24 protein-coding genes and 4 pseudogenes are annotated in these 26848 nt (G+C 67.8%); 14 read left to right on the top strand and 14 right to left on the bottom strand.

Annotated elements, in window-relative coordinates; all coding sequences use genetic code 11:
- The first annotated feature begins 153 nt into the window (after positions 1-153).
- From OG819_RS50945 to OG819_RS50915, 7 genes are all read left to right on the top strand, one after another.
- A complete protein-coding gene (locus OG819_RS50945; RefSeq protein ID WP_266656711.1) occupies positions 154-975 on the top strand; it encodes a helix-turn-helix transcriptional regulator in 822 nt (273 codons plus the stop codon).
- A 113-nt stretch (positions 976-1088) separates the two neighbouring features.
- Positions 1089-2030 (top strand): NADP-dependent oxidoreductase, encoded by a 942-nt coding sequence (locus OG819_RS50940; RefSeq protein WP_266637082.1) that lies wholly within the window; start codon positions 1089-1091, stop codon positions 2028-2030.
- Between the two features lie 196 nt (positions 2031-2226).
- Entirely contained in the window at positions 2227-3177 is a 951-nt protein-coding gene (locus OG819_RS50935; RefSeq protein WP_266656709.1) for an alpha/beta hydrolase, read from the top strand.
- Between the two features lie 45 nt (positions 3178-3222).
- Positions 3223-3453 carry a hypothetical protein gene (locus tag OG819_RS50930; protein WP_266637086.1) on the top strand — a complete coding sequence of 77 codons (231 nt, stop codon included), beginning with the start codon at positions 3223-3225 and terminating at the stop codon, positions 3451-3453.
- Between the two features lie 3 nt (positions 3454-3456).
- Entirely contained in the window at positions 3457-3987 is a 531-nt protein-coding gene (locus OG819_RS50925; protein ID WP_266656707.1) for an SRPBCC family protein, read from the top strand.
- Positions 3988-4272: 285 nt separating this feature from the next.
- Positions 4273-4740, top strand: coding sequence for a cupin domain-containing protein (locus OG819_RS50920; protein ID WP_099945715.1), 468 nt, complete (start codon positions 4273-4275; stop codon positions 4738-4740).
- 57 nt (positions 4741-4797) lie between these two features.
- Positions 4798-6180 carry an IS1634 family transposase gene (locus tag OG819_RS50915; RefSeq protein ID WP_266656705.1) on the top strand — a complete coding sequence of 461 codons (1383 nt, stop codon included), beginning with the start codon at positions 4798-4800 and terminating at the stop codon, positions 6178-6180.
- Between the two features lie 391 nt (positions 6181-6571).
- Here OG819_RS50915 and OG819_RS50910 read toward each other — a convergent pair.
- From OG819_RS50910 to OG819_RS50885, 6 genes and pseudogenes are all read right to left on the bottom strand, one after another.
- Positions 6572-7156: pseudogene (locus OG819_RS50910) on the bottom strand (hypothetical protein).
- Between the two features lie 224 nt (positions 7157-7380).
- Positions 7381-7827 carry a lipocalin-like domain-containing protein gene (locus OG819_RS50905; RefSeq protein WP_266656703.1) on the bottom strand — a complete coding sequence of 149 codons (447 nt, stop codon included), beginning with the start codon at positions 7825-7827 and terminating at the stop codon, positions 7381-7383.
- 279 nt (positions 7828-8106) lie between these two features.
- The gene (locus OG819_RS50900; RefSeq protein ID WP_266657420.1) at positions 8107-9138 is read right to left on the bottom strand and encodes an amidohydrolase family protein; all 1032 of its coding nucleotides are present in this window, start codon (positions 9136-9138) and stop codon (positions 8107-8109) included.
- A gap of 52 nt (positions 9139-9190) precedes the next feature.
- A complete protein-coding gene (locus OG819_RS50895; protein WP_266656699.1) occupies positions 9191-9535 on the bottom strand; it encodes a DoxX family protein in 345 nt (114 codons plus the stop codon).
- A gap of 193 nt (positions 9536-9728) precedes the next feature.
- Complete coding sequence (locus tag OG819_RS50890; protein ID WP_266656697.1) at positions 9729-10328, bottom strand: NAD(P)-binding domain-containing protein; 600 nt, start codon at positions 10326-10328, stop codon at positions 9729-9731.
- 221 nt (positions 10329-10549) lie between these two features.
- Positions 10550-11203 (bottom strand): NAD(P)H-dependent oxidoreductase, encoded by a 654-nt coding sequence (locus OG819_RS50885; protein WP_266656695.1) that lies wholly within the window; start codon positions 11201-11203, stop codon positions 10550-10552.
- Between the two features lie 538 nt (positions 11204-11741).
- Here OG819_RS50885 and OG819_RS59370 point away from each other — a divergent pair.
- Positions 11742-12104: a transposase gene (locus OG819_RS59370; protein WP_331760890.1), complete on the top strand. Its 363-nt coding sequence runs from the start codon at positions 11742-11744 to the stop codon at positions 12102-12104.
- Here OG819_RS59370 and OG819_RS59365 read toward each other — a convergent pair.
- A pseudogene (locus tag OG819_RS59365) lies at positions 12057-12725 on the bottom strand (IS3 family transposase); the annotation flags it as partial. The gene OG819_RS59370 and the pseudogene OG819_RS59365 sit on opposite strands and share 48 nt — an antisense overlap.
- The gene (locus tag OG819_RS50875) at positions 12722-13030 is read right to left on the bottom strand and encodes a transposase (RefSeq protein ID WP_266656691.1); all 309 of its coding nucleotides are present in this window, start codon (positions 13028-13030) and stop codon (positions 12722-12724) included. The gene OG819_RS50875 and the pseudogene OG819_RS59365, both read right to left, overlap by 4 nt.
- Before the next feature lie 761 nt (positions 13031-13791).
- Between OG819_RS50875 and OG819_RS50870 the strand changes: the two genes are divergently transcribed.
- Positions 13792-15183 (top strand): M1 family metallopeptidase, encoded by a 1392-nt coding sequence (locus tag OG819_RS50870; RefSeq protein ID WP_266656689.1) that lies wholly within the window; start codon positions 13792-13794, stop codon positions 15181-15183.
- Positions 15184-15959: 776 nt separating this feature from the next.
- On the opposite strand, the gene OG819_RS50865 is transcribed toward OG819_RS50870, so the two are convergent.
- Positions 15960-18080 (bottom strand): SpoIIE family protein phosphatase, encoded by a 2121-nt coding sequence (locus tag OG819_RS50865; protein WP_266656684.1) that lies wholly within the window; start codon positions 18078-18080, stop codon positions 15960-15962.
- Positions 18081-18267: 187 nt separating this feature from the next.
- Here OG819_RS50865 and OG819_RS50860 point away from each other — a divergent pair.
- The 3 genes and pseudogenes from OG819_RS50860 to OG819_RS50850 all read left to right on the top strand — a co-directional run.
- A pseudogene (locus tag OG819_RS50860) lies at positions 18268-18501 on the top strand (transposase); the annotation flags it as partial.
- Between the two features lie 103 nt (positions 18502-18604).
- On the top strand, positions 18605-18775 hold the full coding sequence (locus OG819_RS50855; RefSeq protein WP_266657476.1) for a hypothetical protein: 171 nt from the start codon (positions 18605-18607) through the stop codon (positions 18773-18775).
- Positions 18776-18908: 133 nt separating this feature from the next.
- On the top strand, positions 18909-19559 hold the full coding sequence (locus OG819_RS50850) for a TnsA-like heteromeric transposase endonuclease subunit (protein ID WP_323139467.1): 651 nt from the start codon (positions 18909-18911) through the stop codon (positions 19557-19559).
- Positions 19560-19599: 40 nt separating this feature from the next.
- Here the strand turns inward: OG819_RS50850 and OG819_RS50845 are convergent, their stop codons facing one another.
- The 3 genes from OG819_RS50845 to OG819_RS50835 form a co-directional block, all read right to left on the bottom strand.
- Positions 19600-20022: a hypothetical protein gene (locus tag OG819_RS50845; RefSeq protein WP_121413219.1), complete on the bottom strand. Its 423-nt coding sequence runs from the start codon at positions 20020-20022 to the stop codon at positions 19600-19602.
- Positions 20019-20849: an IS5 family transposase gene (locus tag OG819_RS50840; protein ID WP_266656681.1), complete on the bottom strand. Its 831-nt coding sequence runs from the start codon at positions 20847-20849 to the stop codon at positions 20019-20021. Before OG819_RS50840 ends, OG819_RS50845 begins: the two co-directional genes overlap by 4 nt.
- Before the next feature lie 113 nt (positions 20850-20962).
- Positions 20963-21412 carry a hypothetical protein gene (locus OG819_RS50835; RefSeq protein ID WP_266656679.1) on the bottom strand — a complete coding sequence of 150 codons (450 nt, stop codon included), beginning with the start codon at positions 21410-21412 and terminating at the stop codon, positions 20963-20965.
- 79 nt (positions 21413-21491) lie between these two features.
- On the opposite strand from OG819_RS50835, the gene OG819_RS50830 reads away from it, so the two are divergent.
- Positions 21492-22634, top strand: a complete 1143-nt coding sequence (locus OG819_RS50830) for a hypothetical protein (protein WP_266657418.1) — start codon at positions 21492-21494, stop codon at positions 22632-22634.
- Positions 22635-22662: 28 nt separating this feature from the next.
- Here OG819_RS50830 and OG819_RS50825 read toward each other — a convergent pair whose 3' ends face one another.
- Together OG819_RS50825 and OG819_RS50820 are read right to left on the bottom strand one after the other, a co-directional pair.
- A complete protein-coding gene (locus OG819_RS50825) occupies positions 22663-23925 on the bottom strand; it encodes an ATP-binding protein (protein WP_266656677.1) in 1263 nt (420 codons plus the stop codon).
- Positions 23926-24172: 247 nt separating this feature from the next.
- Positions 24173-24757 (bottom strand): GNAT family N-acetyltransferase, encoded by a 585-nt coding sequence (locus tag OG819_RS50820; protein ID WP_266656672.1) that lies wholly within the window; start codon positions 24755-24757, stop codon positions 24173-24175.
- Positions 24758-25056: 299 nt separating this feature from the next.
- On the opposite strand from OG819_RS50820, the pseudogene OG819_RS50815 reads away from it, so the two are divergent.
- Positions 25057-26784: pseudogene (locus OG819_RS50815) on the top strand (PHP domain-containing protein); the annotation flags it as partial.
- Between the last annotated feature and the right edge of the window lie 64 nt (positions 26785-26848).

Raw genomic sequence — 26848 nt, 5'->3', positions numbered from 1 at the left:
CGCCTGCCCCACCTGTCACCGCGACACGCCAGACCGCGCACCAACATGACCAAGCCCTACTAGCCAGGGACAACTTGTCCGGGGTTAGAACTGCCCTTCATCCGGTCTCCGGTTCGCGTCAAGATTGTCCTGTCGAACAGAGGAGGTCGGACGATGGACCGGGCGTTGCTGGCGGATTTTCTCCGAGCGCGTCGTCAGGCGTTGCAGCCGGAGGATGTCGGGCTTCCCCGCGGGCAGCGGCGCCGCACCGGCGGGCTGCGGCGCGAGGAGGTGGCGGTGCTGGCCGGGATGTCGGCCGACTACTACAGCCGAATCGAGCAGCAGCGGGGTCCGGCGCCGTCGGAGCGGATGCTTGTCGCGCTCGCCCGGGCGCTGCGCCTCAACCAGAGCGAGCAAGACCACCTCTTCATCCTGGGCGGGAACCCGGCGCCGCGGCGGATCCCGCGGGACGATTACATCGGTCCCACGATGACGCGGATCGTCGCCGGCCTCTCGGACGTGCCCGCCATCGTGCTGTCACGGCTCGGCGAGGCGTTGCTGCAGACGCCCCCGGCGGTCGCCCTGCTCGGTGACTACACCCAGTACTCGGGCATGTCCCGTTACCTGGTCTACCGTTGGTTCACCGGTGATCCGCGGGTTCGTGGCTTGTACCCCGTCGAGGACCATCCGATACGGGGCAGGGTCTTTGCCGCGGAGATCCGGGACGCGTACACGGCGGATCCCACCGGGAGGGCCGGCGAGATCGTCGCGGCGCTGCTGGAGGCCAGTTCCGAGTTCGCGAACATCTGGCGGTTGCACGAGGTGGGAGTGACCCACCATCACGACCTCAAGCGCTACCTGCACCCCGAGTTGGGGGAGCTGGAGCTGTACGCCGAGATGCTACTGGATCCGGAGCAGTGTCAGACGCTGCTGGTGTTCACCGCCGTGCCCGGTTCCCCGAGCCACGGCAAGCTTCAGCTCCTGACCGCCGTCTAGCGGCTGTCGTCCCTCACACACCTGAAGGCACTGCCTCGAAGTCGAGGTGTGCCCGGGTCTCACGATGCTTCAGATTCGAAGCATCTTCTCTGCCATGAAAGGTGGCATTTGTCATGAAAGCAGTACGTTTCCATGAGTACGGCACTCCGGACGTCTTGCGTTACGAGGACGTGGAACAGCCGGTCCCCGCAGCCGGGGAGGTGCGGATCCGGGTGGCGGCGACGTCGTTCAACCCGGTCGACGGCAACATCCGCGCGGGCTTCATGAAGGGCCCCATCCCGGTGACCCTGCCGCACACCCCCGGCATCGACGTCGCGGGCACGGTCGACGCCCTGGGCGAGGGCGCGGACAGGGTCAGGGCGGGTGACCAGGTCGTCGGCTTCCTGCCGATGACCGGTGCCGGCGCGGCGGCGGAGTACGTGCTCGCACCGGCCGGGCTGCTGACGGCAGCGCCCGCGAGCATCCCGCTGGCCGATGCGGGCGGCCTGCCGCTGGTCGGGCTCACCGCCTGGCAGGCCCTCTTCGACCACGCCAAGCTCACTGCTGGCCAACGGGTGCTGATCAACGGTGCGGGCGGCGCGGTCGGCGGCTACGCCGTCCAGCTGGCCAAGCACGCCGGCGCACACGTGATCGCCACGGCCGGGCCGCGCAGCAGCGAACGCGTCAGGACGGCGGGTGCCGATGAGGTGTTCGGCCACGGGGTCCCCGAGCTGTCCGCGCTGGTCGACGTCGTGCTCAACCTCGCGCCGGTCGATCCGATGCAATTGGCCGCGCTGACCTCCGTGGTCCGCGACGGCGGCATCGTGGTGAACACCACGGTGTGGATGCCCGCGCCTTCCGACGAGGAACGCGGCGTGCGCGGCGTCAACCTCTTCGTCAACAGCGACGCCGCGCAGCTTGCGAGGCTGGTGACGCTGGTCGACTCCGGAGCGCTGCACGTCGACATCGCCCGACGGGTGCCGCTGGCCGAGCTGCCGGCGCTGCACGCGGAGGCCGCAAAAGGCGCGTTCTCCGGGAAGGTCCTCGTCCTTCCCACCGTCGCTTCTCTCGCCTAGGCGGCCTTCTTCGGCACGGCGATCGCGTCGCGTCTCCCTACAAGCGGTCGAGCCATCGCGGGGGGCTGCGCTCTGCCGGACCTGGCAGAGCGCAGCCCCAGCAATTCATGCCAGCTACAGCCGAATCCTGCTGGGGCCACACCGCTCCTACGCATCACACCAGCTCAGACCCATGAGCCAAAAAGATAGGACAGCCATGTCACTCGGTTTCGACCCCGAGTTCGCCCAGGTTTTCGCCCCCATGGCCGAGGCCATGGCCCACGCCACACCCCCGGCGGTCGGCGACGTGCCCGCCCGCCGCGCCATGTGGGAGCCGATCATCGGTGCCGCCTCGGCGGCCCAGCCGATCCCGACCGACGTCACGACCACCGAGCACCACGCAACCGCCGACGACGGCACACAGATCACCATGCGCTGGTACGCCAAGACCGGCGCCGCAGCAGGGCCGGCGGTGCTGTTCTTCCACGGCGGCGGCTACATCTTCGGCCACATCGACCTGTTCGACGGACCGGTCTCGCGCTACGTCTCCGCCAGCGGCGTGCCGATGCTGTCGGTCGAATACCGCCGGGCCCCCGAGTATCCGTTCCCGACGCCGGTCGAGGACGCCTACGCCGCCCTGTGCTGGCTGCACGAACACGCTGGCGAACTAGGCGTCGACCGGGGCCGGATCGCAGTGATGGGCGACAGCGCCGGAGGCGGACTTGCCGCGGCTCTGTCGATCCTCACCCGGGAGCGTGGCGGTCCGGCAATCGCCCGGCAGATCCTGCTCATGCCGATGCTCGACGACCGCACCACCACGCCCGACCCGCACATCGAGCCATACCTCCTGTGGTCCTACGACGACAGCCGCACCGCGTGGCCGGCGTTGCTCGGCGACGCGGCGGGCAGGCCGGACGTGCCCGCCACGGCGGCTCCCGCCCGTCTCGAGGACGCGACCGGGCTGCCCCCGGCCTACATCGAGGTCGGCCAGCTCGACGCCTTCCGCGACGAGGACCTCGCCTACGCGACCAAGCTCAGCCGGGCCGGCGTCCCTGTGGAGTTCCACCTGCACCCCGGCGTCCCGCACGAGTACGACTCCATCGCCTTCACCACCGACGTCGCTCGCCGCGCCATCGCCGACCGCGTCCGCGTCCTCGCCTCCCTCTAGCCCCTTCCCTCGACCCGCTCGGCCTCGCCTACCTGGACCTCATCCATGGCTCCGACGAGGGATTCCTCCACGGCACTGATCGGCGACCGCGGCGGCACCCGCTTCGCCGACCTCGACTCCCGTCTGGCCGACGCCGTCTCGGCCGGCGCCACTGCACTGGCCACCCCCGACCTGCCCCACCGCGCCCGCACGGGCGCCCCGCTCAACGAGCCCGACCCGCCCACCTTCCACGGCGGCTACACCGACTACCGCATCCTCCCCACCACGGAGAGCTGAACCATGACCACACTCCTCATCGGCCCAGGCGACAAGACCGTCACCATCACCGTCCAGCAGCGGACCCGCACGGCACCCCGGGACGCCTTCCACATCCTGGCGCCCATTGACCTCCCCACCGTCTTCCGCCCGGTGGCCCCGTTCCCCGGCATCAGCAGCGTGAAGAACCAGACCGAGGCCTGGGACCACGCGGGCCCACGAAGAAGCCCGCAGTTCGACGACGGTTCCCAGGCTGACGAAGAACTCACCGAGTACGTACCGGGCTCCAGCTTCGCCTACCAGCTGACCGGCTTCACCAACGTCCTCTCCCGCCTCGCGGTCGGCATCCGGGGCGAGTTCAACGTCAACCCCGACGGCGACGGCACACTCATCCGCTGGACCTACGAGTTCAAGCCGCTGCCCGGCCGCCGCTGGATCCTCGCCGGCCCCTTCACCCCGCTCTGGCGCCGCTACATGGTGGCCGCCCTCGACCGGTGCGTTCACGTCATCGAAGCACAGCACAACAGCGCGCAGGCGCTGCTCCGGGCCGGGTGACGGCCCGAAGCAGCGGCACCCGGTCGGTCCGATCAAGCTGAACCCGTGGGAACCCGTCCTCGAGGCCGGCCTCCCACGGACTCCAGCCCCGACGGACGATCAGCTCGGACCGGCCCCGAGATCCACTGCACGGCACCCGCGGCAGGGCCGGAAAGAGCGCCACAGCACCAACGGGCGGCCTGGCCCGGCGTATGCACGAGGCGAACACACCCAGCCCCTTGTCCCGCTCCGCAGGAGTCCGATTCCGCCCCGGCCCGAAGGCTGGAGTTTCCTTGGAGGTCCCCGATGACCATGGCCTATCTGGCGCAGCCCGAACAGCAGCAGAAGCTGGAATGGCTCGACGGGGGAACGTTCTCCGTACTCCTCGACAAGGAAGCCACCGAGGGCAAGCTGACCGTGGGCCGCTTTGACGTCGCCAAGGGCGAAGCCCCGCCGTTCCACCTGCACACCCGCGAGGACGAGGTGTTCATGCTGATCAAGGGCACGGCCCTGGTGTGGTCCGGGGAGGAGGAACACGAACTGAGCGAAGGCGGGATCGTCTACCTGCCCCGCAACGTCCCGCACGGCTACCGCATCACCTCCGACCGCGCCGACCTTCTGATGATCGCCACGCCTGGCGGCATCGAGGGCATGTTCCGCCACGCCGGACGCGACCTCACCACCCCGCGCCCCGACGGCTTCGAGATCCCCAAGTCCCTCCTGGCGGAAGCATCCGAGCTCTACGGCGGCGTCATCCTCGGCCCGCCGCGCTGAACCGCTCACGGACCCGTGCACCGGTGCCGGCAGCTGACCCGACGCCGGGACATGTCGGTGACCGAGCGGGTGCTGTTCTCCATGGGCGCGAACCGGGCCCTGGCCCCGTCGTCGAAGCTGGCCGCCGCGGACTGGGTCACGCACGACGTGCATGTCGACGGCCTGCCGGCCACCGACGACGACGCCTGCTACCGGGCAATGGACTGGCTCCACGAAGTCCAGGACGACCTGGAGAAACGGGTGTTCGACGAGGTCGCGAACCTTCTCAACCTCGAGGTCGACCTGCTGTTCTTCGACACCACCAGCACCTACTTCGAACTGGAGGAAGCCGACGAGCCCGTCGCCCGCGACGACAAGGGCCGCCTCCTGCCCGCCGCAGACGACACCCCTGCCGACGCCGACGACAGCGGTGACGCCCCGGACCAGGCCGGGTTTAGGACCTTCGGCAAGTCCAAGGACTCCCGCGACGACCTGCCGCAGATCGTGATCGGAATGGCCGTCACCAGGGACGGCATCCCGGTCCGCTTCTGGTCCTGGCCCGGCAACACCGGTGACCAGAAACTGATCCGGCAGGTCAAGGACGACATGCGGGACTGGACCCTGAGCAAGATCGTGTGGGTCACCGACCGGGGATTCTCCAGCGAACGCAACCGCCGCTACCTCCGCCAGGGCGAGAACGCCTACATCGTCGGCGAGGAACTCCGCTCAGGCAGCCCGGAGGTGAAGGCCGCCCTGTCCCGCCAGGGCCGCTACGGCGAGATCGCCCAGAACATGCGGGTCAAGGAGGTCCGGATCTCCGACACCGAACGGTTCGTGATCTGCCACAACCCCGAAGCCGCCACCCGTGACCAGCACATACGCGACCAGCTCGTCGCCCAGCTCACCCTCCTGATCGAAGACACCGACAAGCTCAGCGAGTTCAAGCGCGGCGAACTCCGCGGCAAGATCGCCGACAAGCCCGGCCTCAACCGCTACCTCCGCACCACACCGGCCGGCAAGCTCCGCATCGACACCGCGAAGATCAAGGCCGAGGAGAACCTCGACGGCAAGTACCTGCTGCGATGCTCCGACCTGCACCTGTCCGCCGAGGACATCGCCCTCGGCTACAAGCAACTCCTCGAAGTCGAGCGGGGCTGGCGGGACATGAAGCAGATCATCGACCTGCGGCCCGTCTATCACCGGCTCGAGGAACGCACACGCGCACACGTCATCCTCTGCTGGCTCGCCCTGCTGCTGATCCGCATCACCGAGACCACCACCGGCGCGACCTGGCCGACCATCCGCCGCGAACTCGACCGGCTCCACCTCGGCACGTTCACTGGCCCCACCGGTCTGTTCCAGCAGGTCACCACCCTCACCAAGCCCCAGACCGACCTCCTGGCCAAGCTCGACATCCCCACACCGAAGCAGATCATCGCCCTCGAACCCACACCCCGCTGACCAGCACGAACACCAGCACCTAGAGAAACGCCTCTCAGGCTCCCTCACCCATGTCCGCGCAGGTCAGACCACAGATTCGTGACTCTATGCCGCTGAATTATGCGGAACGCAGGCGACGTGCCGAGTCGCACGTGCTGACATCTCTGTAAGCGGTTGGCAGTTGAGTGACACCTTGTCCGCTGTCGGTGCCCGTGCACCGTAGGCGGCGCGCAGGTGCCTGCCGGTGTATCAGGGGCACCCGAGTGCCCATGGCTTCGGCCCGGCTGTGGGGGTCGCCGAGCCCACACCGGTCAGCACCGAGCCGTTCGGCGTGGCGGAGGCATGGGCCCCTTGCGACGGTGCTGGTGGGCGGCCGCGCTGCTCGAGTACGGTTGCTGCGGCGGGGATACGTTCAGCTCGCCATGTCCTCGACGCGGAACACCTTTCCGCAGCCGCCGCAGACGATCGGGACCCGGGCCAGGACCGACGAAACGATGCGAACGTTGCGGCCGCAGCCGCAGATTGCTCTCACGCGGCCGCCGGTTGTGGAGAGACTGTGCCGGGCGGCCGGCCCGCCGAAGGTGCGGGCGGTGTCCGCGGCCATCGCCACGGAGTGGCTTGCCAGTGCGGCTTGGAGGCGTAGGATGGTGAGGCGGTAGCGCCGCTGCGTGGCGGGGGTGAGTTCGGCCGAGGAGAAGCCGCTGCTCGGGTGTGGTTCCCCGGGCTGTTGCAGGCCCAGTTCCTCGGCGATCGCGAGGAACTTGCGGTTGTGGTAGCGGCCGGCCCGGGATGTATCGCGTACTCGGCGGACGGCCGCGATGCCGTGGACCGCCTCATGCAACAGTCACTCGAAAGAGAGTTCGCGGCCGCACACGGACGACGACTCTCCGATCAGGGACTCCGGTGCGACAAGATCCGGCAGTTCGGGGTGGTGGCGCTGTATGTCGGTCCATGCCTGCACCAGTTGTGCGGCGAGAAGAGGTGGTGTCGCGCTCACGTAACCACAACGAGGTCCACTGCCCCCTGTGTGCCTGCTTTCGCGATCGCTGCGGGCGCGGACCCGACCACCGGCGACCGGACGCACCGAGTCGGCCGGTTCCACCGAGGTGGACCCCGGTAACGACTCGCCGGCCCTCGCCGAGGACGCCGACGAGCCGACGCCGACCGCGACGCCCCAGGGCATGGGTCCGCACACCGCCGTCGCCGGACGGTGCCCTCCCGTCAGACGCGCTCCCAGATCAGGTAGGGCTCGCACAGGTGGCCTTCGCTCAGGAGGGGGGCCGTGGTGGTCAGTTGCAGAAGGCGATCCGTCAGTGTGACGATGCGTTCCTGGGTCTGGCCGAGCCAGTTCGGGAAGAGACTCACGGACATGTGGTGGGTCAGGCGGCCGTCCTCACTCACCTCGAACGGTCCCGAGTAGGCGAGATAGTGGCGGGCGGCCTGGGCCAGTTCCGCGTTGCTGGCCCGGTGCAGATCGGCCTGGTCGAAGGGCTGAGCACCACGCGCCATGAGCTGCGCGGACATGTAACCGTCCGGCGTGTAGAGGATCAGCCCAAGGGCGTCTTTTCCGAAGGGGTGGTCGACCGATCCGTCGGAGACTCTGCGGGTCTCGTAGGAGACGAGCCTCCAGGCACCGATGAGTCGCTCGCGCAGGTGTGCCGCGTTCATGAGGTTGTGCTTTCCTTTCGAGGCTGCGGTGTGCAGCAGGTCGTGTCCCGGGGTGATCCGTGGCGGAGGGGGACTTCGGGCGCCCAGGAGCGTGTGGGACGGCGCAGTCCGTGATCACCACAGTGGGTCCTTTGCGCCGGATTCTTGTCCGAGGCGAGGACGTCTTCTGGGTGACGCCGCACTGGGCCGTCCGCATCCAGTGGTGATACGGACGGCCCCGGTGGTGACGGGTGGCCCTGCACGTGGGAAGCGTGCCTGAATGCTGCCTGCGGTCAGGTATCAATCAGCGGTGCCGATCGCCTTGTTCCATTCGGCGTCGCCGATCTCGGACTTCAGGTGGTCCAGGGACTCGCTGGCCAGGCGTCGGGCCCGATCGAGGTAGTGGCCGAGCAGGACGCCTTGGTGCTTGAGCACCTTGCCGTTGACCATGACGGTGTCGATGTCGCCGCGGCCGGCTTGGAAGACCACGTGGCCGATCGGATTGCTGACCGGAGTCATGGCGGGAGTGTCACGGCGGAGCAGGACCAGGTCCGCCAGCTTCCCAGGAGTGATAGAACCGATGCGGTCCGCCATGCCAAGAGCCTCGGCGCCGCCGAGGGTGGCGTAGCGCAGGACGTCGGCGGCGCGCAGTTCGTTGCGCTCGATCCCGTTGCCGGCCTCATGGGCCCGGAGGAAGGCGAGTCCCCGGTCGGCGTCGAGTGTGGCACGCATGGCGGAGAACATGTCGCCGCTCCACCACACCACCGTGTCCATGGAGAGCGAGACGGGGAGACCGAAGCGACGTGCGGCTCCGGTGGGCGGATAGCCCTGTCCCGCGTTGAGTTCGCTCTCCGCGGAGATGGACAGATGAGCGCCGCTGTCGGCGATACGACGGTAGGAGTCGTCGGAGAGCGTAGCTGCGTGGACCAGGGTGGAGGTGGGGGAGAGGAAGGCGTTGTCGGCAAGGAAGCGGATGCTGTCGTCCCCGGTTACGCCGAAGATGCCGACGTGGCTGCTGACTGCCAGGTTGCGCTCCTTGGCGTATCGGAACGCGGTGGTCAGGTTCGGTACCAGGCTGACGGCGTCGAGGGCGAGTTGCATGGTGACGAGTTGGTCGGGTGAGCTGAATCTGGCGTTGAGCATGCGGTCCACGTCGCCGCTGTACACCCAGGAAGGATCGTTGGTGAAGAGGTTGCCGTAGCCGAAGCGGGTACGGCCGGGGAGATCGAAGTGGGCGTCGACCGCGGCGTCGGCGTACTCGGGGGTCTGAGCGCCGTGACACCAGTCCATGACAGTGGTTACACCGTCACCGATGGCCTCGACCTGGCCGATGGTCGCGCCGCTCTTGCGGGGGCGAAAGAGGGCAGGGCGTGTTCGGAGGACATCACATGGCGAGGGTCAGGGTCACGGCAGCAGCGATGGCAACCAGGGTGAGGATGATCGGAGCCATCGCGTTGCCGCGGGTTTCGGGGCTGGCGTAGTCGCCGGCCTTGGCGTGGAAGCGCACGGCTCCGACGAGCAGAACGGCGAACCCGGCCGCTGCGGCAATGCCGAGAGGCTGCCAGAAGAGCCCGACGACCAGGCCAACGGCGGCGGCCACCTCGGCCAGTCCGATGAAACGGACCAGCGAGGCACTCAGCCCTCCGGGCGATTGCAGCTGGGCGGGAACGCTGCCCTTCAGCAGCGCTTTGGGCGTTCCAGCGGCCAGTGCCACCAGGGCCAGAAGCACGCTGAGAACAGCGGCGGATATGTACATGAGTATGACCTTTCAGTGAGTACCTTCAGGGGGCATGCCGGTAGGGAACGAGCGTGCCCCCGTCAGGCTGGTTTCTGCCGGAGCGGGAAATCTACGTGGTGCAGGGGTTCTTCGCCGCGGGCACGGATCGTCTGCGTGCGGGGCGTGAGTCGGCTGGTCCGCCCGGTCACGCGAAGGGCTGCTCGACCAGGTTCCTGAGCACGAGTGCGTTCGGCGCCTGGATCAGGCGGCCGCCCTCGTCGATCCTGCCCAGCTCGACAGCTGCGAGACCGAGCTGCTCGACCAGCCGCGCGACCTCGGCGCTTGCGTCCTCGGAATTGCTGGAGACGAAGATCACGCGCTTGCCCTGAGCGCTGGGGACTTCGGCGGCGAGGGTCTTGGCCGGAAGCTGGTTGAACGACTTCACGATGACTGCGCCCGGCAGCGCCTCGGCGGCGAAGTCCGACGACAGGCGACCCTTGAGCACTGCCTCGGCGTTCGGTGCATAGAAGGCGTTCGTGGTATCGATGACGATCTTGCCGTCCCAGTTCGGCAGCTTCTTACCGAAGTCTTCCACTGCAAGGAAGGGGATGGCTATGAAAATAATGTCCGATTCGAGTGCTTCCTCGAGCGTCACGGCGTGCACCGTGGCTCCGAAATCGGGGATGGACTCCGGTCCGCGGGTGTTGGCGATGGAGACATCGAAGCCGGCCCTGTCAAAGAGAATCGCCAGGGCGGAACCGATGTTCCCGGTACCGATGATTGCGTATCGCGTGTGCGTAGCCATATTCCTGTTCCAGTCGCATGTTGTGGGAGGCGGCGAAGCGGGTCAGCTTCGATCGGACTGGCTGAACCCAGCCAGCCGGACAGAGAGCCGCACAGCCCCGGCCGCGAAAGGGCAGGGAGAGCTGTGCGGCCGGCTCATGCGGCCTGAAGGAGTAACCCACTGCGGCTGCACGAGCTTGGGGTTGTGGGCCTGGGCGGTCCGGCTGTCGGCCCAGGCCGCGATCATGCCGCGAAGCGCTGCGCCACTTCCTTGGCCCTGGCGGCCGCGTCCTGGAGCGCGCGCTCGCGGGAGGCCTCGTAAAGGGGGACGAGCGTACTCATGGCCGGGTTGTGCGGGGCCATGGTGAGCTCGGGGACGACGAACTCGAGGTCCATGCCGAAGGTGTCGGTGAAGATCGCCGCGAGGTAGTTCTGCACATACTCGTAGCCCTCGCGGGGGGTGCCCGGCGCGTAGGAGCCGCCGCGGCTGGCGACGACGGTGACGGGAGTGCCCTTGAGCTTCGACTCTTCCACCGCAGCGGTACGGCCGATCAGAATGACATTGTCGAGCCAGGCCTTGAGCGTCGAGGGAATCGAGTAGTTGTACATCGGAGCGCCGATCAGCACGGCATCCGCCTGCTCGAGTTCCTCGATCAGCTTGACACGCTCGGCGAAGGCGGCCGCCTGGTCCGGGGTGTGCGCTGCCGGGTCAGTGAACCCGGCCGTGTGCGCGGCGGCGCTGATGTGCGGGACGGGGTTCACAGCCAGATCGCGGTAGATCACGGTGCCCTGCGGGTGCTGGTCCTCCCAGACCGCGCGGAAGGTCCCTGTCACGGCACGGGAGGAGGAGGCTCCGCTGGGGAACACAGACGCGTCGATGTGCAGAAGGGTGGCCATTGATGTCTCCAAGCGGTTCGAAAGCCGGCCAGTGATCTGGAACGTGCGCGTGCGGACACGGCATCGTTCGCCTGCGGTACGCGGCCGACCGCCCCATTGGTTGAGGCATTAACCAAACCTTACGAGCAAAATGGTTAATGCGTCAACAAAGCCGGTCGGTGTGGGCGGTCGGGCTCAGTGAGGCGCGTGACGCCGCTCACTGGCGGCGCCGGAAGCCGTCCCGGCGGCGTGCGGACTTGGACGGTGGTGACGGCCGCCAGGAAGGGGCGCGGTTCCCGGACGCAACCGCGTGCGGCAGTACGGCCCAGGTGGTGCGGCCGGTGATCTGAACCACGCACGCGCCGCACGGCCTGGCCGCCTTCTGCGGGATGCCCTGACACCGCAGCGCTTGCCCTGCTCCGGCTGTCCCTGACCGTGATGCGGCGCAACGTCGACGACCGGGTCCACCAAGTACTACTGCCGGAGATCTTGTGACGGAGCCTGCGGTGCGTCGTTGACCGGGCATGATGCTGGGTGTGACGGCTGACCAGATAGCCGAGTGGGATGCCGAGGCTCGGTATGGGACGCCGACCGGCTGCGCGACGCGGTCCGCGACTACGTGATCACGCACCTGGGCAATGCCGACGCCTCGTTGGTCATCGACGACACCCAGGCCCAGAAGAAGGGCACGAGATCGGTCGGGGTGGCCTTCCAGCACTGCGGGCTGACCGGCGATGTCCGCAACTGCCAGGCCATGGTGATGCTCACCTACGCCACCACCGCCGGACATGCCTTTATCGACCGCCGCCTGTATCTGCCCGCGGATGCACTCCGTTTTGATGATCATCCACAGGTTCTCCGCGAGAGCGTTGTCGTAGCTGTCCCCGACCGAGCCCATGGATGCTTCAACTCCCGCTCGTAGCAGTCGGGTTGTGAGCTTTACGGATGTGTATTGACAGCCGTGATCCGCATGGTGGATCAGCTTGCCCGGTTCGACTTCCCGGCTCGCGAGGGCGTACTCGAGGGTGGTCAGGACCAGGTCGGCGTCCGCGCGGGCGGAGGTCTCCCAGGCGACCACCCGGCGGGAGAACGCGTCCCGGATTGCCGAGAGCCACAAGGGCCCCTCGCTGGTGGTGATCATGGTGAGGTCGGTGACCCACAGCCGGTTCGGCGCGGGTGCGGTGAAGTCCCGCTCGACCAGGTCCGGGGCGAGTGTGGCCTTGGGATCGCGGCGCGTGAAGCCGCCCCGGCGTGGGCTGATCCCCGCGATCTCGGCCTCGCGCATCAACCGCTCGACCCGTTTGCGGCCCACGTGGACGCCCTCGCGCTTGAGCACGGTGTGCACGCGCGGTGAGCCGTAGATCCCGCCCGAGCCGGCGTGGATCTCCTTGATCTGCTCGGTGAGTTCCACGTCGCGGCGTCGGCGTTCGCACGGCTCGCGCTCGGCACGACGCCAGCGGTAGTACGTCGAGGAGGCGATGGAGAGTTCCCGGAGTACGCACTCGACCCCCAGGTGCGGGTGCTCGTCAACGAGCGCCGTCACCTGGGCCGGGTCGGGTCGAGCTGCGCCGCGAAAAAAGCCGAGGCCGTCCGCAGGACCTCGTTCGCCCGCTTGAGCTGGACGTTCTCCTTGCGCAGCGCGGCGAGCTCGGCGCGCTCGTCGGTGGTGAGCCGGTCGTCGCGTTCGCCGGAGTCCGCCTCGGCCTGGCGGATCCAGCCGCGCAGGGCCTCCGGATGCACGTCGAGGTCGACCGCGAGCTTCTTGATCTGCGGCTTTGGATCGGCGGTGCGGTACATCCGTACCGCACGCTCACGCAACTCCAGCGAGTACTTTCTGGGGGCAGCCATGGTCGATGTTCCTCTCATGAGTCCCATCTGACCCCCTGTCAACTCACTCCGCATCTCGGGGGAAGCTCAATCTCCGGCTGTAGTACAAGGCAGTGCGTGGCACCGCTGCGGCGCATGCCGCACACCAGCCCTCTCGCTCATGGACCAGCCATTCATTGGGTGCCGACACGGGGCATCCGGGAACACAAAGATGACTGCGCCGAATACAGACACGGTTCGCCCGAGAGCTCGGTGCTGCGGTCGCTCGTATTGTCCAGTCGTTCTGCTCGGCGGCTCACGAAGTGACCTGAGTTTCCGGTGGACGGTAAGCCGGCAGGCGAGTTCAAGGTGCAATGCGTGGCCGTCCGCCAGTCGTCTCCCGCGCACGCGCGCCCGAGGGAAGCCGTGCAGCCAGGCAGAGGAGCCGCTCGATCAACACCCGGCAACCGCCCCCGCCGTGGTCCTGTCCGGTGCTGAGCCGTGTGCCAGCGGCACGATGCCGCGAACGCGGAACGGTTCGACTGCCTTTCCTCGCCTTGTGCTGAGAAGGCCCCTGTCTGTCACCGCTTGTCCCCCTCGGGCCGTCGAAAAAATTAATGCGACAGTCACGCTCATCAAGGGCTGCTGGAATGTGACAGCCGACATGGAAATGAACCGGCAAAGGCGCACCGATGGCCGAAACAATTTATATGCATGGTCGGAAACCTAGTAGGCGTGATCGAAGGGGAGAGTGCAGAGTCTGGCGTGCCCATCTGATGAACAGCACGTTTGAAGGTACGACCATGGCACTCTCCCGCCTGGCACGTTTAGGGGCCCTCGCGACCGCGGCGGCCTCTTTCCTTGTCATCTCCGCCTCCTCGGCCCCCACCCCGGGCGCCGAAGGGATCGGCGACTCCTACTTCCCCTCGCTCGGCAACGGCGGCTTCGACGCCCGCCACTACGCCCTCGACGTGGCATACGCCCCGGACACCGACCGCCTCGACGGCCGTACGACACTGACGGCCCGCGCCACCCAGAACCTCTCCTCCTTCGACCTCGACCTCCAGAAACTGGGCGTCACGAAGATCGAAGTCAACGGCAGACGTGCCGGGTTCACGCGCGCGGGCGACGAAATCCGTATCACCCCGCCCGGCGTGCTGCGCAAGGGCAGGGAGTTCACGGTCACCGTCGCCTATGGCGGCATCCCCGAACCCCTCGGCGGACCCATCCTCTTCGGCTCCGCCTACGGGTGGATGAAGACCGCCGACGGCGTGTTCGTCGTCTGTGAGCCCAACGCCGCCTCCACCTGGTTCCCCTCCAGCGACCACCCCGCCGACAAGGCCACGTACGACATCCGCATCAAGGCCCCCAAAGGCCTGACGGCCGTCTCCAACGGGCGGCTCGTCTCGATGTATAACGAGGGCGACACCACCGTCACGCACTGGCGTGAGTCGAAGCCCATGGCGACGTACCTGGCGACGGCGACCATCGGGAAGTTCGACGTGAAGACCGGGAAGGCCCCGTCGGGGATTCCGGTCTACGTCGCGATCGACCCCGTGCTGGGCAACAGCACCAGCGTCGACGTGTACGCCGTCACCGCCGAGGCCACCGACTACTGGTCACAGATCTTCGGCCCGTATCCCTTCGAGGAGACCGGCGCCATCGTGGACGACATGTCCGACGCCGGCTTCTCGCTGGAGGTCCAGTCGAAACCCGCGTACTCCGCCGTGCGTAACGAGACGACGATCGTGCACGAACTGGCCCACCAGTGGTTCGGCGACTCGGTCTCGGTGGAGCGCTGGAAGGACGTCTGGCTCAACGAGGGTTTCGCGACCTACGCTCAGTGGCTGTGGGCCGAGCACAGGGGCACTCGCTCCGCACACGACTCCTTCGTCGCAGCGTACGGCGCCCGCGCCGCCGACAACCCGTTCTGGCAGGTCAAGGTGGCCGACCCACAGCGGGACACCATGTTCGATACGGCCGTGTACAACCGCGGAGCGATGACGCTCCAGGCGCTGCGCGAGCGCATCGGCGACACCGCCTTCTTCAAACTCCTGCCGACCTGGACGAAGCTTCACCGGTACGCCAACGCGAACACCGGCGATTTCATCCGGCTCGCGGAGCAGATCTCGGGACAGCGGCTCGACGACCTGTTCCAGAAGTGGCTCTACACGACCGGGAAGCCTGCCCTGTGACCTGGCGCGACCTCTGCGTTCCCGGACGAGGGACGCACTGGTCTCTCGGGAATATGCTTCCCCTGCTGGGTGCCATTGGGTGTCCGGCCAGGTGGTGATCGACTGTGGTCGCGTCAGCTGCGGCGCGATCACCGCGGTCATCGACTTCGGCGTGCAGGTTCAGCGGAGCACGCGCCTGTGGTCCGGCATGCCCGTGGGCCCCCACGCCGAAGTGGCCCTCGCGCCGGCCGAAATCAGCAGCTGGGTGCCCTTCGGCCAGCCGCATGACACGGTAGCTCGTCCGAGTGCTGCTGCCGCGACCGGACGTGCCGGCCCCGGTCCAGCCGAAAGCCCCCCTGCAACGGCCTGCTGCCGGTGAGGCAAAGGGCCGCTTGCTCCACTTGTCCACTTGGTCCACTTGCCACGACCCAGCGCCGCGGGACTTTGAAGCACTCCTGGCCGGGCCCGCGGCGGACGACCGCGACGTCGACGCCGAGGCGGCCGCCGTGGGGGATGACGGCGACGGGGGGATGAGGGCGATGACTGGATCACCCGTCAGGTCGCACTGGGGCGGTCAGCACAGCGCGGAGGCGGTTCGCGCGAGTGGTAGCGGCGTGTCCCTGTCGAGCGACATCCCACGCCCGGCTGCAAAGTAGGCAGATCCGGGCGGGCGGTGCTGCACCACACGGCAGCCGACAGTGTGCTCTCGACGCCGCCCGGCCGTGCGGCCCGCGATGACATGTGCAGACAGGCGACCGAAGGAAGGACGCGTTTCGAATGGACGCCGAGTGACTTTGCTACCGGGCCTGGGCTGACGCGCCGGCAAGGGTCTGCTCGGCCCAAATGATCTTGCCGCTCGGGATCTGGCGGGTCCCCCATCGGTCGGTGAGCTGGGCTACGAGCAGCAATCCGCGTCCGCCTTCGTCGAAGACACGTGCGCGCCGTAGATGTGGGGCGGTGCTGCTGGCGTCGGAGACTTCGCAGATCAGAGTGGCATCCCGGATCAGGCGCAACTGGATGGGGCCGCCACCGTAGCGGATGGCGTTGGTGACAAGCTCACTCACTACCAGTTCGGTGGTGAAGGTATTGTTCTCCAGTCCCCATTTGACCAGTTGTTCGGAGGCCGCCTTGCGGGCTTGGGCGACGATGGCGGGATCGGCGGGCAGGGACCAGCTGGCTACTTGAGAGGCGTCGAGGGCCCGGGTACGAGCGAGCAGCAGCGCGACATCGTCGGCCTGCCGACCGTTCTGAAGTGCTTCCAGCAGGCGGTCGCAGGTCTGCTCGAGGGAAGCGGAGTGCATCCCCAGAGTGTGGCGCATAATGGCGAGACCGGTGTCGAAGTCCCGCTCCAGATCCTCTACCAGTCCGTTCGTGTAGAGGGCCAGCACGCTGCCTTCCGGCACGTCGAACTCCACGGCCTCGAAGGGCAGTCCCCCCAGTCCGAGCGGCGGCCCGACGGCCAGGTCGGGGAAGGAGACCTTTTCCTCGGGAGAGACGACGGCGAGCGGGACATGGCCTGCACTGGCCACGGTGCAACGGCGGGAGACGGGATCGTAGACCGCGTACAGGCACGTGGCGCTGATCTCTCCGCTGTCGCCCAAGTCGCCCGTGGCCGATTCTTCCCTGCCCAGGCGCAGGACCACGTCGTCGAGGGAGGTGAGCAGCTCTGCCGGTGCGAGATCGACATCGGCTAGGGTGTGCACCGCGGTGCGAAGGCGGCCCATGGTTGCGGAGGCACGCAGACCGCGCCCGACGACGTCGCCCACGACCAGGGCCACCCGGGCGCCCGACAACGGGATGACGTCGTACCAGTCACCCCCCACACCCACCTGAGCGCAGGCGGGCAGGTACCGACTGGCGACGTCCACTGCGGCTTGCGCGGGGACATGCTGGGGGAGCAGGCTTCTCTGCAGCGCGACGGCGGTGGCGCGCTCACGCGCGTAGCGGCGGGCGTTGTCGACGCAAACGGCGGCCAGGCCGGTGAGCTCCTCGACCAGTGTCAGATCCTCCTCGGTGAACGGCTCGGGGGTCTGGTGGCGACAGAAGATGGCCAGTCCCAGGGTGGTGCCGCGGGCCTGCAGGGGCACGATCAGTACGGAGTGGATGCCGTGCTTCTCCATGCGGCGTTGGCGGTCGGGTGAATCTGCCGCCCACCACTTCATGGCGGCCTCGTCGATCCGGTGACGGGATCCGCGGCCGGTGGCCAGTGCCCGACCCGGCGGTGACTGATCAAGGTGCGTAAGCCTGTGACCGACAGGAACCACCGACTCGGGGCACCCTTCCAGGACAGACCGCTGCGCGGCCCGGCAGAAGACCAGGCGGCCGGGCGGCGCAGCCTCGACGTCGTTGCCGTCGAGTACGCCGTCCAGCAGATCGACCACGACGAAGTCGGCGATCCGGTCCGTGGCGATCTCAGCCAGCTCCTCGGCGGTGCGTTTGAGGTCGAGTGTCGTGCCGATGCGCAGACTGGCCTCGCTGATGATGGAGAGCCGTCGGCGGTACTGTTCGGCGGTGCCGTCCGCTGTCTCCGGCCCGCTGTGCTGCCCGAGTCGGGAAGGTTCGGCGTCACGGGATCGGGCAGGTGGCCGGGTGTCGCCAGCGGTGAGCATCCACAGGACTTCGCCGTCGGCGCGAGTCAGCGGTTGCGCGTGGACGGTCATGTCCACGCGATGCCCGTCGCGGTCCTTGCCCTGTACCGTCGCTGCCCACGCTTCCCGGACCGCCCAGCCGCGCAGTGCGGCGTCGGGCAACCCGGCGGTGAGCAGATCACGCGCCATTCGGCCCACCGCCTCGGCGGCGCTGTAGCCCAGGAGCCGACGGGCTCCGTCGCTCCATGCGGTGATGCTTCCGCTGCCGTCGACCAGGACGATGGCCTGGCCGGCCGGGCCGGGTTCGTCCTCTACGGCGTCTTCGCGCATGGATAATACCTCCCGCCGGTCATTATCCGCCCATGCGAGCGGGTGGTCCACTGACAAGCACTGGAGTTTGCCTTCGCAGTGAGAAAGGGCGGAGCCGGTGTGGCCGCGGCCCGGGACGACGTGAGGCTGATCCTTTGGAGTGGACACCCTGACAATGGATCTTGATGGTCCAGGGAGGGATGTCCAGGTGGGACGCAAGTCTCCGTATCCGGAGGAGTTCAGGAAGGACGCTGTCGCGCTCTACCGCGCCGCGGCCGGGCAGCGGACGTATGCGGCGGTAGCGGCGGATCTCGGCATCACCGCAGAGTCGCTTCGGACGTGGGTGCGCAAGGACGAGGCCGGGGCCGTGCCCGAGGGCCGCGATGGCAGCGTGAACACGGCCGAGGAGCTGGCCCGGCTGCGAGCGGAGAACGCCCGGCTGCTCAAGGCCGGGCCGTGGCCGCCCGCGGCGGCCGGGTTCGCGGCGTCGTTTTCCACACCGACAGGGGCGCCCAAGGCGGATTCAACGCGTCGAGGCCGCCGGCTTGCCGCCCGGCCACGGCTACCAGGTCACCGGCACGCTGCTCGATGCCGACGGCGAACCCGTGGAGTTACCTCGGGTCGCCGCGCTCACCGTCCCGGTCCGCTGGCTGCACCCGATGGACACGCCCGTCTCCGCTGGCCACCACGACGCCTCGATCCGGGGCCTCGGCTGACCTGCAGAACGCCCAGCGGCCTTCGGTGAGAAAGCCCGGGTGGCAGCGGAGCTGACCTGTGCCAGTGAACGTTGATCGATTGCCACCGAAGGATGATCAACGCTAGTTTGTGCCACCGCAGGTTGATCATTCGGTGTACTGGTACGCGGAGGACGTGGTGGGGGCACCTGTCGGCGTGTTCGGCGAGGCTGCCCTGGCGGCCTTTGACCTGGCCTTTTCCGTCAACGGCACGCTCGTACGCCGATCGCTGGGGACCAGCTGGGATACGCCGTTCGAGGCTGTGGACCCGGTGCGGGAGTTCAGCTGGCACAAGGACAGTCATGGGTTCGCCGGCTGGTACTACTCGTCGACGATGCGGGATCACGTCGGCTACGAGTCGTGGCTGGAGAGGGACCGGCTGATCCTGCTGGACCGTGATCCACACGTGGTCGCGCTCGCCTCACAGCCGTTCTGGCTGCACTGGCACGACGGCACACGCAAGCGTCGGCACGCTCCCGACTACTTCGTCCGGCTGTCCGACGGCGGCGTCCGCATCGTTGACGTCCGTGCCGCGGACGAGATGGATGAGGCGACGCGGGAGGCGTTCGACGCGACCGGGCATGCCTGCCGAGCCGTGGGCTGGGAGTTCGAGTGGTGTGGACGGCCTGAGCCGGTGTTCATGGCGAACGTCCGCTGGCTGTCCCGGTATCGGCGGGCCCGCTGCGGACGGCCGATACCGGTGGCGGACCGGCTGCTGGAGGTCTTGAGAGTGCGGAACGTGAGCTCTTGTCCGTTTCGTGGTTGAGGTTGGGAAAGGACCGCTGGTCGCGGGTGGGGGGTGGCCCTCAGGCGTCGGGGCGGGCGAACAAGCCGGGTTCGGGTTCGATGAGGATGCCCCGGCTGACCAGGCGTTTCAGTTTGGAGCGGATGCCTTCGGTGTTCTTCGGGAGGATCGGCAGGTCGAGTGCCTGGCAGAGGTCGCGGGCGCGCATCGGTCGGCCCGCGTCGGCCAGGGCGGTGAGGATCTGCTGGTAGGCGGGGTGGTCGGGGATGTCGGGGCGGTCCGGCTCGGTGGCGGGTGAGGGCAGCGGGAGAGTGAGGAGGGTCTTGCGGGTGATGCGCAGGTTCTCGCTCTCCGCGTCGAGTTCGCCGAGCTGCTGGGTGAGTTCTTCGATGCGGGCCCGGAACTGCCCGGCCTGGTCGGCCAGTTCGCGCTCGCGGGTTTCGATGTGTTCCAGGATGGCTTTGACCTGTGGGTTCTCGCTCATGCGGTGCTCCAGGAGGCGATGGTGCGGCCGGTGAGGCGGCGGCTCATGACGGAGGTCATCGCCCAGAAGACGCGGGAGCGGGAGGAGGCGGGGCGGTGTTCGTAGTCGCGTACGAGACGGCGGTAGAACATCAGGATCCCGTTCGTCTGCTCCACGATCCATCGCTTGGCCTGCGGAACGAAACCCTTGTCGTCCGGGTTGCGTTCGACGATCTCGACGTCGATGCCCACGTTCGTGCCGTGCTCGACGACCTTCTTCTTGAAGCCCTGGTCGACCAGGGCTTTCTTCACGCTGCTGCTCTGCCCGGCGATCTGGTCCAGCAGGGCGATGCCGGCGGTGTTCTCGTGCGCGGAGGCCGCGAGCACGACGACCGCGACGACGAGCCCCAACACGTCCACGGCCAGGCATCTCTTCCTGCCTGGCACCCTTTTCGCGGCATCCCGGCCCGTCGTCGTGGCCGGGACTCCGACGGCCACGTGGATGCTCTGCGTGTCCAGGACCACCAGGCTCGGGTCGGCTAATCGTTTCCGCTTCTCCCGCAGCTGCCAGCGCAGCAGATCGTGAATGTCCTGGTCGGTGCCCTCGTCGCGCCAGAGGTAGAAGTAGTACTTCACCGCTCCGGGCGGGGGCATGTCATGGGGCAGGAACTCCCACTGACAACCCGTGCGGTTCTGGTAGAGGATCGCGTTCACGATCTCCCGCATCGCGTACTTTCCCTGATGCCCGCTGACTGACGGATGCCGAGCCTTCCATGCCGTGATCACGGGTTCGAGGAGCTCCCACTGCTCATCGGTGAGATCGCTCGGGTACGGCTTGCGCATGCTCATGCCACAACCCAAGCGAACCCCGAACGCCTGACCGGCAGCAATGCCCCACCGTCACACCATCGAGCGATGACAAGCCCGACAGAACGCCACATCCCGCACTCTGAGATCCAGGTTCACTGCGCGAGGTGTGGAAGCAACGACACCATCATCGAGCCGGGTGAAGGCGACGTGAAGCGCGCCGGTGCCTGCGATGCGACAAGGACTTCCAGGCCACGCCGTGCCCGGTCTGCGGGAGCTACCGTATCGAAGGCTCCTACGGCATCTCCGGGATCCGCTTCACGACGCTGCTCCAGACCGTCGAATGTAAGGACTGCCGCAGCGAAATCCCGGCGCGTGATCCCGGCCCCGAAGGGCCGTCCGAGCACTCGTAGATACTGGCCGACATGGCAGAAGCCTCCGATCCGCAGCAGGACGTCACTTACCGAGCGCCGGTCGGCTCCGTCGATCTCAAGGCGTTCGACGACGATGGCAACTCGTACGAGATCCATGCGTGCCACGACTGCCTGCCATGGCACGCCGAGGTCGGGGTTGTTGAGGGGGAAGTCCTCGTCAGGGAGTGGCATGCCGTCGGATGTCCCCAGTTCCAGGAGCTCATCCGGGACTGAGACGGCAATTCATTACTCAGGGGCGGGACACACCCTGATGGGCGATGATGTTGCGGTGAGTCTGGACTTGAGCAACTACGAACTCCTCTGGCCCACATCGCTGTTCGTGTCCGAGGGCGAGCGCATCCTCCGGTCCACGGATTCCTGGCAGGACCGGGCGAAATGGCTCCTGACGGAGGCTCTGGCCGGCACAACCGCAGTCGCCGACTTCGAGGACCCGCCCAACCACACCGCGCCAACAGACGATCCCTGGGCAACCACGGCCACCGGCTGGGGCACCAAGGTGATGGACCAGCACGACTGGTTCACGGAGCTCATCAGCCGGGCGCCCGAGCTCAGGCATGCGGTCGCGCCACGGCCGTACTGGCCGCAGCGCCATGGCAACGGGCTCGCCCACGACGGCAGCACCGCGAGGGACACCCGACGTGATTTCGCGCGGCTCATCGGCGAGTTCGCCGACGGCGGCTACCTGGTTGAGGTATTCGGCGAGGATTGCGTCGACGATGACAGCGAGCTGCCCGACGCTTCCGAGGTGATCGACAGGCGCCTGGGCATCCCTGATCTGTGGCCTCTGATACCGGAAACGTGGGACGAAGACACCTTCTACGGGCTGATCGAGGTGTTCCACGACCTGGTGAGCCGCCCCCGCATGCGGCGCTACCACCCCTACAGCGGCTGCGGATGGCACCACTCGGAGTTCCACAACGGTCCGGCACGCACCCTGTACCGGTGGAAGGTCAACCAGCTGCTGCGCTCGGCTGGCATCGAGTACGAACTTGCCGCGGAAGGCGAGGACCTCGGGCGCCTGGTCGCCGTCACTGACGATGCCCGCAGCCAGCTGGTGCACCGCGCCCTCAATGACAGTCCGCCCGACACTACCGCCGGCGTTCGCCACGCCATCGCGCTCTTCCGAGGACGTGACACATCGGCTGAGAGCAAGAGATCGGCGATCTTCAACCTCGCCCGCATCCTCGAGGAACGCCGTGCCCTGATCAAAGAGCACCTCCACAAGAAGGACGAAGGCGCCCTGTTCCAGATCGCCAACAGCTTCGATCTGCGACACAGCAATGCCGGTCAGCAACGCGAGTACGACGAAGCGTTCCTCGACTGGATCTTCTGGTGGTACCTGGCCACGGTAGAGCTCACCAACCGGCTGATCGCGTCACGCAACCTCACCTGAGACGACCTGATCCACCAGGCGACCGGGCTCAGCGATGCAGCTCGATCCCGAATTGGTGGAGTAGGCCAGTGGCGAGCTCGTGCGCACACTCCCGCAGCGCTTCGGCATCGGCGTTGGGGGCAAGCCCGGTGGAGGCGGGCAGAAACCGTCTGGGGTGCCGCGCGTCCGGGAGCAGTGCGAACTGGCCGTAGCCGTTGCCGATGGGCAGCAGGCGGTGATCCGTGTTCGCCGTGGCGACGGTAGCGGTGATGTCAACTGGGCTGTCGGGAGCGAGGTGCTGGCGGAACGCGTCGGCCACGGCGACGGCCTCCAGCACCACGATTCGCAGGACCTGGGTGTTGACCGCGATCCCGCCGCCGTGGCCCAAACCGTGGCTGAGGTCGACGCTGACGGTCACGGTTCCGTCGTGGTGGAGTTCGACCATGACGCCGCGGCTGCTGGTGCGGCGGTCGGGGACGAGGAAGCTGGAGTCGACCCACCGGCGCAGCCCGACCCGCATGTCGTTGTTCAGGACATCGGACAGGACCGCCGGTCCGGCGAAGGCGTCCTTGACGCGGGCGGCCGTCTTCACGGCCTTCAGCAGGACGTCCTTCGCCTCCAAGCGGGTGGGCGTGGGCGCCATGCGCGGGACTGGGCGGGCAAGCCGAGCGGCGATGATCAGCCAGGCTGGCGACCCCTCGGACTCGTTGAGGACGACCTCGGTCGTCCCCGCCAGGCAGGCCTTGAGATGGGCCTCGGCCGCGTTCTGCCGGGCGAAGCGTTCCCGGTAGGCGCGGGCGACCTGGTGCTCGGTCATGTAGAAGGTGTCGTCGTTGATCCGGTACGGGGCGTTAAAGGTGACCCGGTCCTTGTCCTTCTGCTCCCAGCCGTACTGGAAGTGGGGCGCCATCTCGCTGGGCGGGACGTCGACGACCAGGACGTCCGGGCCTTTGCCGCCCGGCGCGGGCAGGTCGATGAAGTCGACACCGGAGATGTACGGCTGGATGCCGTTGCGGACGGCGCTGAGCATCTGCTTCTTGTCGGCTGCCGCCAGGTTGACACCGACCAGGTCGATCTGGTCGCTGACCCCGTACACGAGCAGCCCACCCCGGGCGTTCGCCATCGCGGCGACGTCCTTAGCGAATTCGTTCCACAGTCCCGGCTTGGGGGCGAAGGTCGGCAGCGCCCCCTTCCAGTCGAGGTCGTCGCTCTCGGCGAGCTTGTCGGCCACGGCGGTGGCGATCATGTCGTACGTGAGAGGGCCGGAAGGGTGGCCGAGGTGCTCGTGCAGTCGGGTCCATGAACGTGCCATTGCGCCACCTTAGAGGCGTATGCCCCTCCAGCGAGCGGCAATTTACGACGCCTCAGATCGCCGGCGCGTACACGTCGCCTCGCGCTGGTTCAGCCAACGCAGGTGTGACCGTTCACGCTAGTTGGCGGATGAGGTGGGGCTTCCTTGCAGGTCACGGCGTTTCTGTTCACCACAGTTGGCGGGTGCTGTTCGCGGTAGTTGGCGAGTCTGCGGCCGAAGCATCCGGATTCCCAGGGGAAACCGCAGCTCATGTGATCGTCGACAGCGGGGTCGTATCCGCCGCGGGGTGTAGCCCGTGGGCTTCTCTGCGGTGGGTCGGGTACAGCACACACTGGCGAAGCGGCCCTTTGGGCGCACTCGGATCCTCGAAGTCGTCGGCCGGGTCCCGGGTCATGCCGATCCGGCGCATCACTGCCTGGGAACGAAGGTTGTTGACGGTCGTCGACGCAACGACCTCCGGCAGCCCGAGGGCATCGAAGCCGAAGGCCAGGCAGGCCAGGGCGGCCTCGGTGGCGTAACCGTGACCCCACGCCGAACGCATCAACCGCCACCCGATGTCCACCCCCGCGAACGGCATGTCCTCGCCCACCTCGTCCAAGCCGGCGCGGCCGATGAACTCACCAGTCTCCCGTGCTTCGAGCGCCCACCACCCAAAACCTCGCTCGTCGAACTTGGCCTGCATGAGTGCCACCGTGGCATCGCTTTGCTCCCGCGTCAGCAGTTCCCCCAGGTGTTCTCGGACTTCGGGATCGGCGTTCATCGCCGCCCACGGTTCGAGGTCGGACTCCCGCCACCGGCGGAGCAGGAGACGATTGGTACGCAGTTCTGGCATGCCGACCAGCTAACGCCATCACGATCAGGGCGTCGATCGGTTATGTCGAACCCTACGGCGCTCGCCAACGCCAGCCCCGCTGCGCAGATCTTCACGGCCAACATCACCCGGCGGGACGCCATCGACAGCGGATCCGCCAACTCCGTGAACATCCGCCAACTAGCGCGAACGGTCACAGCAGGAAGCCCCTGCCGCCGGACACGCCCGAACACACCAGTTCGAACGTTTGCTCGAATTCTGAGTTATGGTGGACACCTAAAGAGACGCAGGTCAGGCAGGGGGCACGCGAGTGACAGGAGGTGTGGGGCCATGGATTTACTCATCTGCACACCGCCTCCGGCTACTCAGCCCGCTACGGCGCCGCCCTGCCCGACGTCCTGGTCCAGCGCGCGGTGGAGCGCGGAATGACGACGCTGGCGCTGACCGATCGGGACACCGTTGCCGGCACAGTCCGCTTCGCCAAAGCCGCCGTGGCCGCTGGAGTCCGCCCTGTGTTCGGTGTCGACGTCGCTGTCGCCCCCCTCCAGCCGTCGGCCCCGCGGAGGGAGCGGGCACGTACTCCGGTGCGCGGAGGGGCGCACGTGATCGAGCCGCCGCTGCGTATCACGCTGCTCGCCCAGAACAAGGCGGGGTGGGCGCGGCTGTGCCGTCTGGTGTCTGCCGCGCACGCCCAGGCCGATGGAGGCCTGCTGGTCGTGTCGTGGACGGTGCTGCGCGAGTACGCCGGGCAGGACCTGGTGGTGATGCTCGGGCCGGCCTCCGAGCCCGTGCGGGCCCTGTCGGCGGGACGCCCAGACCTCGCCAAACAGCTGCTGGAGCCGTGGCGTGAGCTGGCCGGACCGCGACTGCGGCTGGAAACGCTGTGGCTGGGGCGGCAGGGCACCGGGCCCGGATCACTGCGCCTGGCCGCGCGGACCGTGGGCCTGACCGACCAACTGGGGGTGGCCGCAGTGTTGACCAACGCGGTCCGATACACCGATCCCGTCCAGCACCGGCTCGCCGATGTCCTCGATGCGGCGCGACTGCTGCGGCCGATCGACCGCCGGCACCTGGACGGCGGGGAGCGCTGGCTGAAAGACCCGGCGACCATGACGGCGGCCGCCGTGGCGATCGCGGAAGCCGCCGGCGCCAGCCGCGAGCGGGCAGCCCGGCTGCTGGCTGACACAGAGGCGACAGCGCAGTCCTGCACCCTCACCCCGGCCGACCTGGGGCTGGGACGTCCGCATTTCCCCGAGCCGTCCGTCGTGGGCGCAGGCCCAGAGCCCGGGTCGGCGATACGGCTGCTGCGGCAGCGGTGCGAGGCGGGGATGGTCGCCCGTGGCCTGGACACCGACGACCAGTCCGTGCGGCAGCTGAACTACGAGTTGGACGTGATCGGCCGCCTGAAGTTCGAGGCGTACTTCCTCGCGGTCGCGCAGGTCGTGGCGGATGTACGGGCGATGGGAATCCGGGTCGCCGCGCGTGGCTCCGGTGCCGGGTCCATGGTCAACCACAGCCTGTTCGTGGCCACGGCCAATCCGATCGAGCACCGGCTGTTGTTCGAACGCTTTCTGAGTGAGCGGCGGACCTCGCTTCCGGACATTGACCTGGATGTGGAGTCGGCCCGGCGCCTGGATGTCTACGACAAGATCATTGAAAGGTTCGGGCGCGACCGGGTCGCGGTCACCGGCATGCCCGAGACCTACCGGGCTCGCCACGCCCTGCGTGACACCGGCCTGGCCCTTGGGCTGGCCCCGCAGGTCGTGGACGAGATCGCCAAGTCGTTCCCGCACATTCGCGCGCGGGACATCCGCGGAGCCCTGGCCGAGCTGCCGGAACTGCGCGGACTTGCCGCTCGGGCGGGGGAGTTCGGGCCGCTGTGGGAGCTGGCCGAGGGACTGGACGCGCTGCCCCGCGGCTACGCCATGCACCCGTGCGGCGTCATCCTGTCCGACGCGAGTCTGCTGGAGCGGCTGCCGGTACAGCCCACCCCGGGCGGCTACCCGATGGTGCAGGCCGACAAGGAGGACGTCGATTCTCTGGGGGTCGAGGCTGTTGCCGTGGGGTCTGTCTCACGTTGATGCAGCTCAGCGACTCGGTAGGTGAGTCTAT

The organism is Streptomyces sp. NBC_01549, from assembly GCF_026339955.1.
Taxonomy (GTDB): Bacteria; Actinomycetota; Actinomycetes; order Streptomycetales; family Streptomycetaceae; genus Streptomyces.
This window is presented reverse-complemented; position numbering and strand designations above follow the sequence as displayed.

Coding starts and splice junctions, on each gene's coding strand:
- OG819_RS50945 (WP_266656711.1), top strand. CDS start 154: ATGGACCGGGCGTTGCTGGCGGATTTTCTCCGAGCGCGTCGTCAGGCG.
- OG819_RS50940 (WP_266637082.1), top strand. CDS start 1,089: ATGAAAGCAGTACGTTTCCATGAGTACGGCACTCCGGACGTCTTGCGT.
- OG819_RS50935 (WP_266656709.1), top strand. CDS start 2,227: ATGTCACTCGGTTTCGACCCCGAGTTCGCCCAGGTTTTCGCCCCCATG.
- OG819_RS50930 (WP_266637086.1), top strand. CDS start 3,223: ATGGCTCCGACGAGGGATTCCTCCACGGCACTGATCGGCGACCGCGGC.
- OG819_RS50925 (WP_266656707.1), top strand. CDS start 3,457: ATGACCACACTCCTCATCGGCCCAGGCGACAAGACCGTCACCATCACC.
- OG819_RS50920 (WP_099945715.1), top strand. CDS start 4,273: ATGACCATGGCCTATCTGGCGCAGCCCGAACAGCAGCAGAAGCTGGAA.
- OG819_RS50905 (WP_266656703.1), bottom strand. CDS start 7,827: ATGAACGCGGCACACCTGCGCGAGCGACTCATCGGTGCCTGGAGGCTC.
- OG819_RS50890 (WP_266656697.1), bottom strand. CDS start 10,328: ATGGCTACGCACACGCGATACGCAATCATCGGTACCGGGAACATCGGT.
- OG819_RS50885 (WP_266656695.1), bottom strand. CDS start 11,203: ATGGCCACCCTTCTGCACATCGACGCGTCTGTGTTCCCCAGCGGAGCC.
- OG819_RS50875 (WP_266656691.1), bottom strand. CDS start 13,030: ATGGCTGCCCCCAGAAAGTACTCGCTGGAGTTGCGTGAGCGTGCGGTA.
- OG819_RS50870 (WP_266656689.1), top strand. CDS start 13,792: ATGGCACTCTCCCGCCTGGCACGTTTAGGGGCCCTCGCGACCGCGGCG.
- OG819_RS50865 (WP_266656684.1), bottom strand. CDS start 18,080: ATGCGCGAAGACGCCGTAGAGGACGAACCCGGCCCGGCCGGCCAGGCC.
- OG819_RS50845 (WP_121413219.1), bottom strand. CDS start 20,022: ATGAGCGAGAACCCACAGGTCAAAGCCATCCTGGAACACATCGAAACC.
- OG819_RS50840 (WP_266656681.1), bottom strand. CDS start 20,849: ATGAGCATGCGCAAGCCGTACCCGAGCGATCTCACCGATGAGCAGTGG.
- OG819_RS50835 (WP_266656679.1), bottom strand. CDS start 21,412: ATGCCACTCCCTGACGAGGACTTCCCCCTCAACAACCCCGACCTCGGC.
- OG819_RS50830 (WP_266657418.1), top strand. CDS start 21,492: ATGGGCGATGATGTTGCGGTGAGTCTGGACTTGAGCAACTACGAACTC.
- OG819_RS50825 (WP_266656677.1), bottom strand. CDS start 23,925: ATGGCACGTTCATGGACCCGACTGCACGAGCACCTCGGCCACCCTTCC.
- OG819_RS50820 (WP_266656672.1), bottom strand. CDS start 24,757: ATGCCAGAACTGCGTACCAATCGTCTCCTGCTCCGCCGGTGGCGGGAG.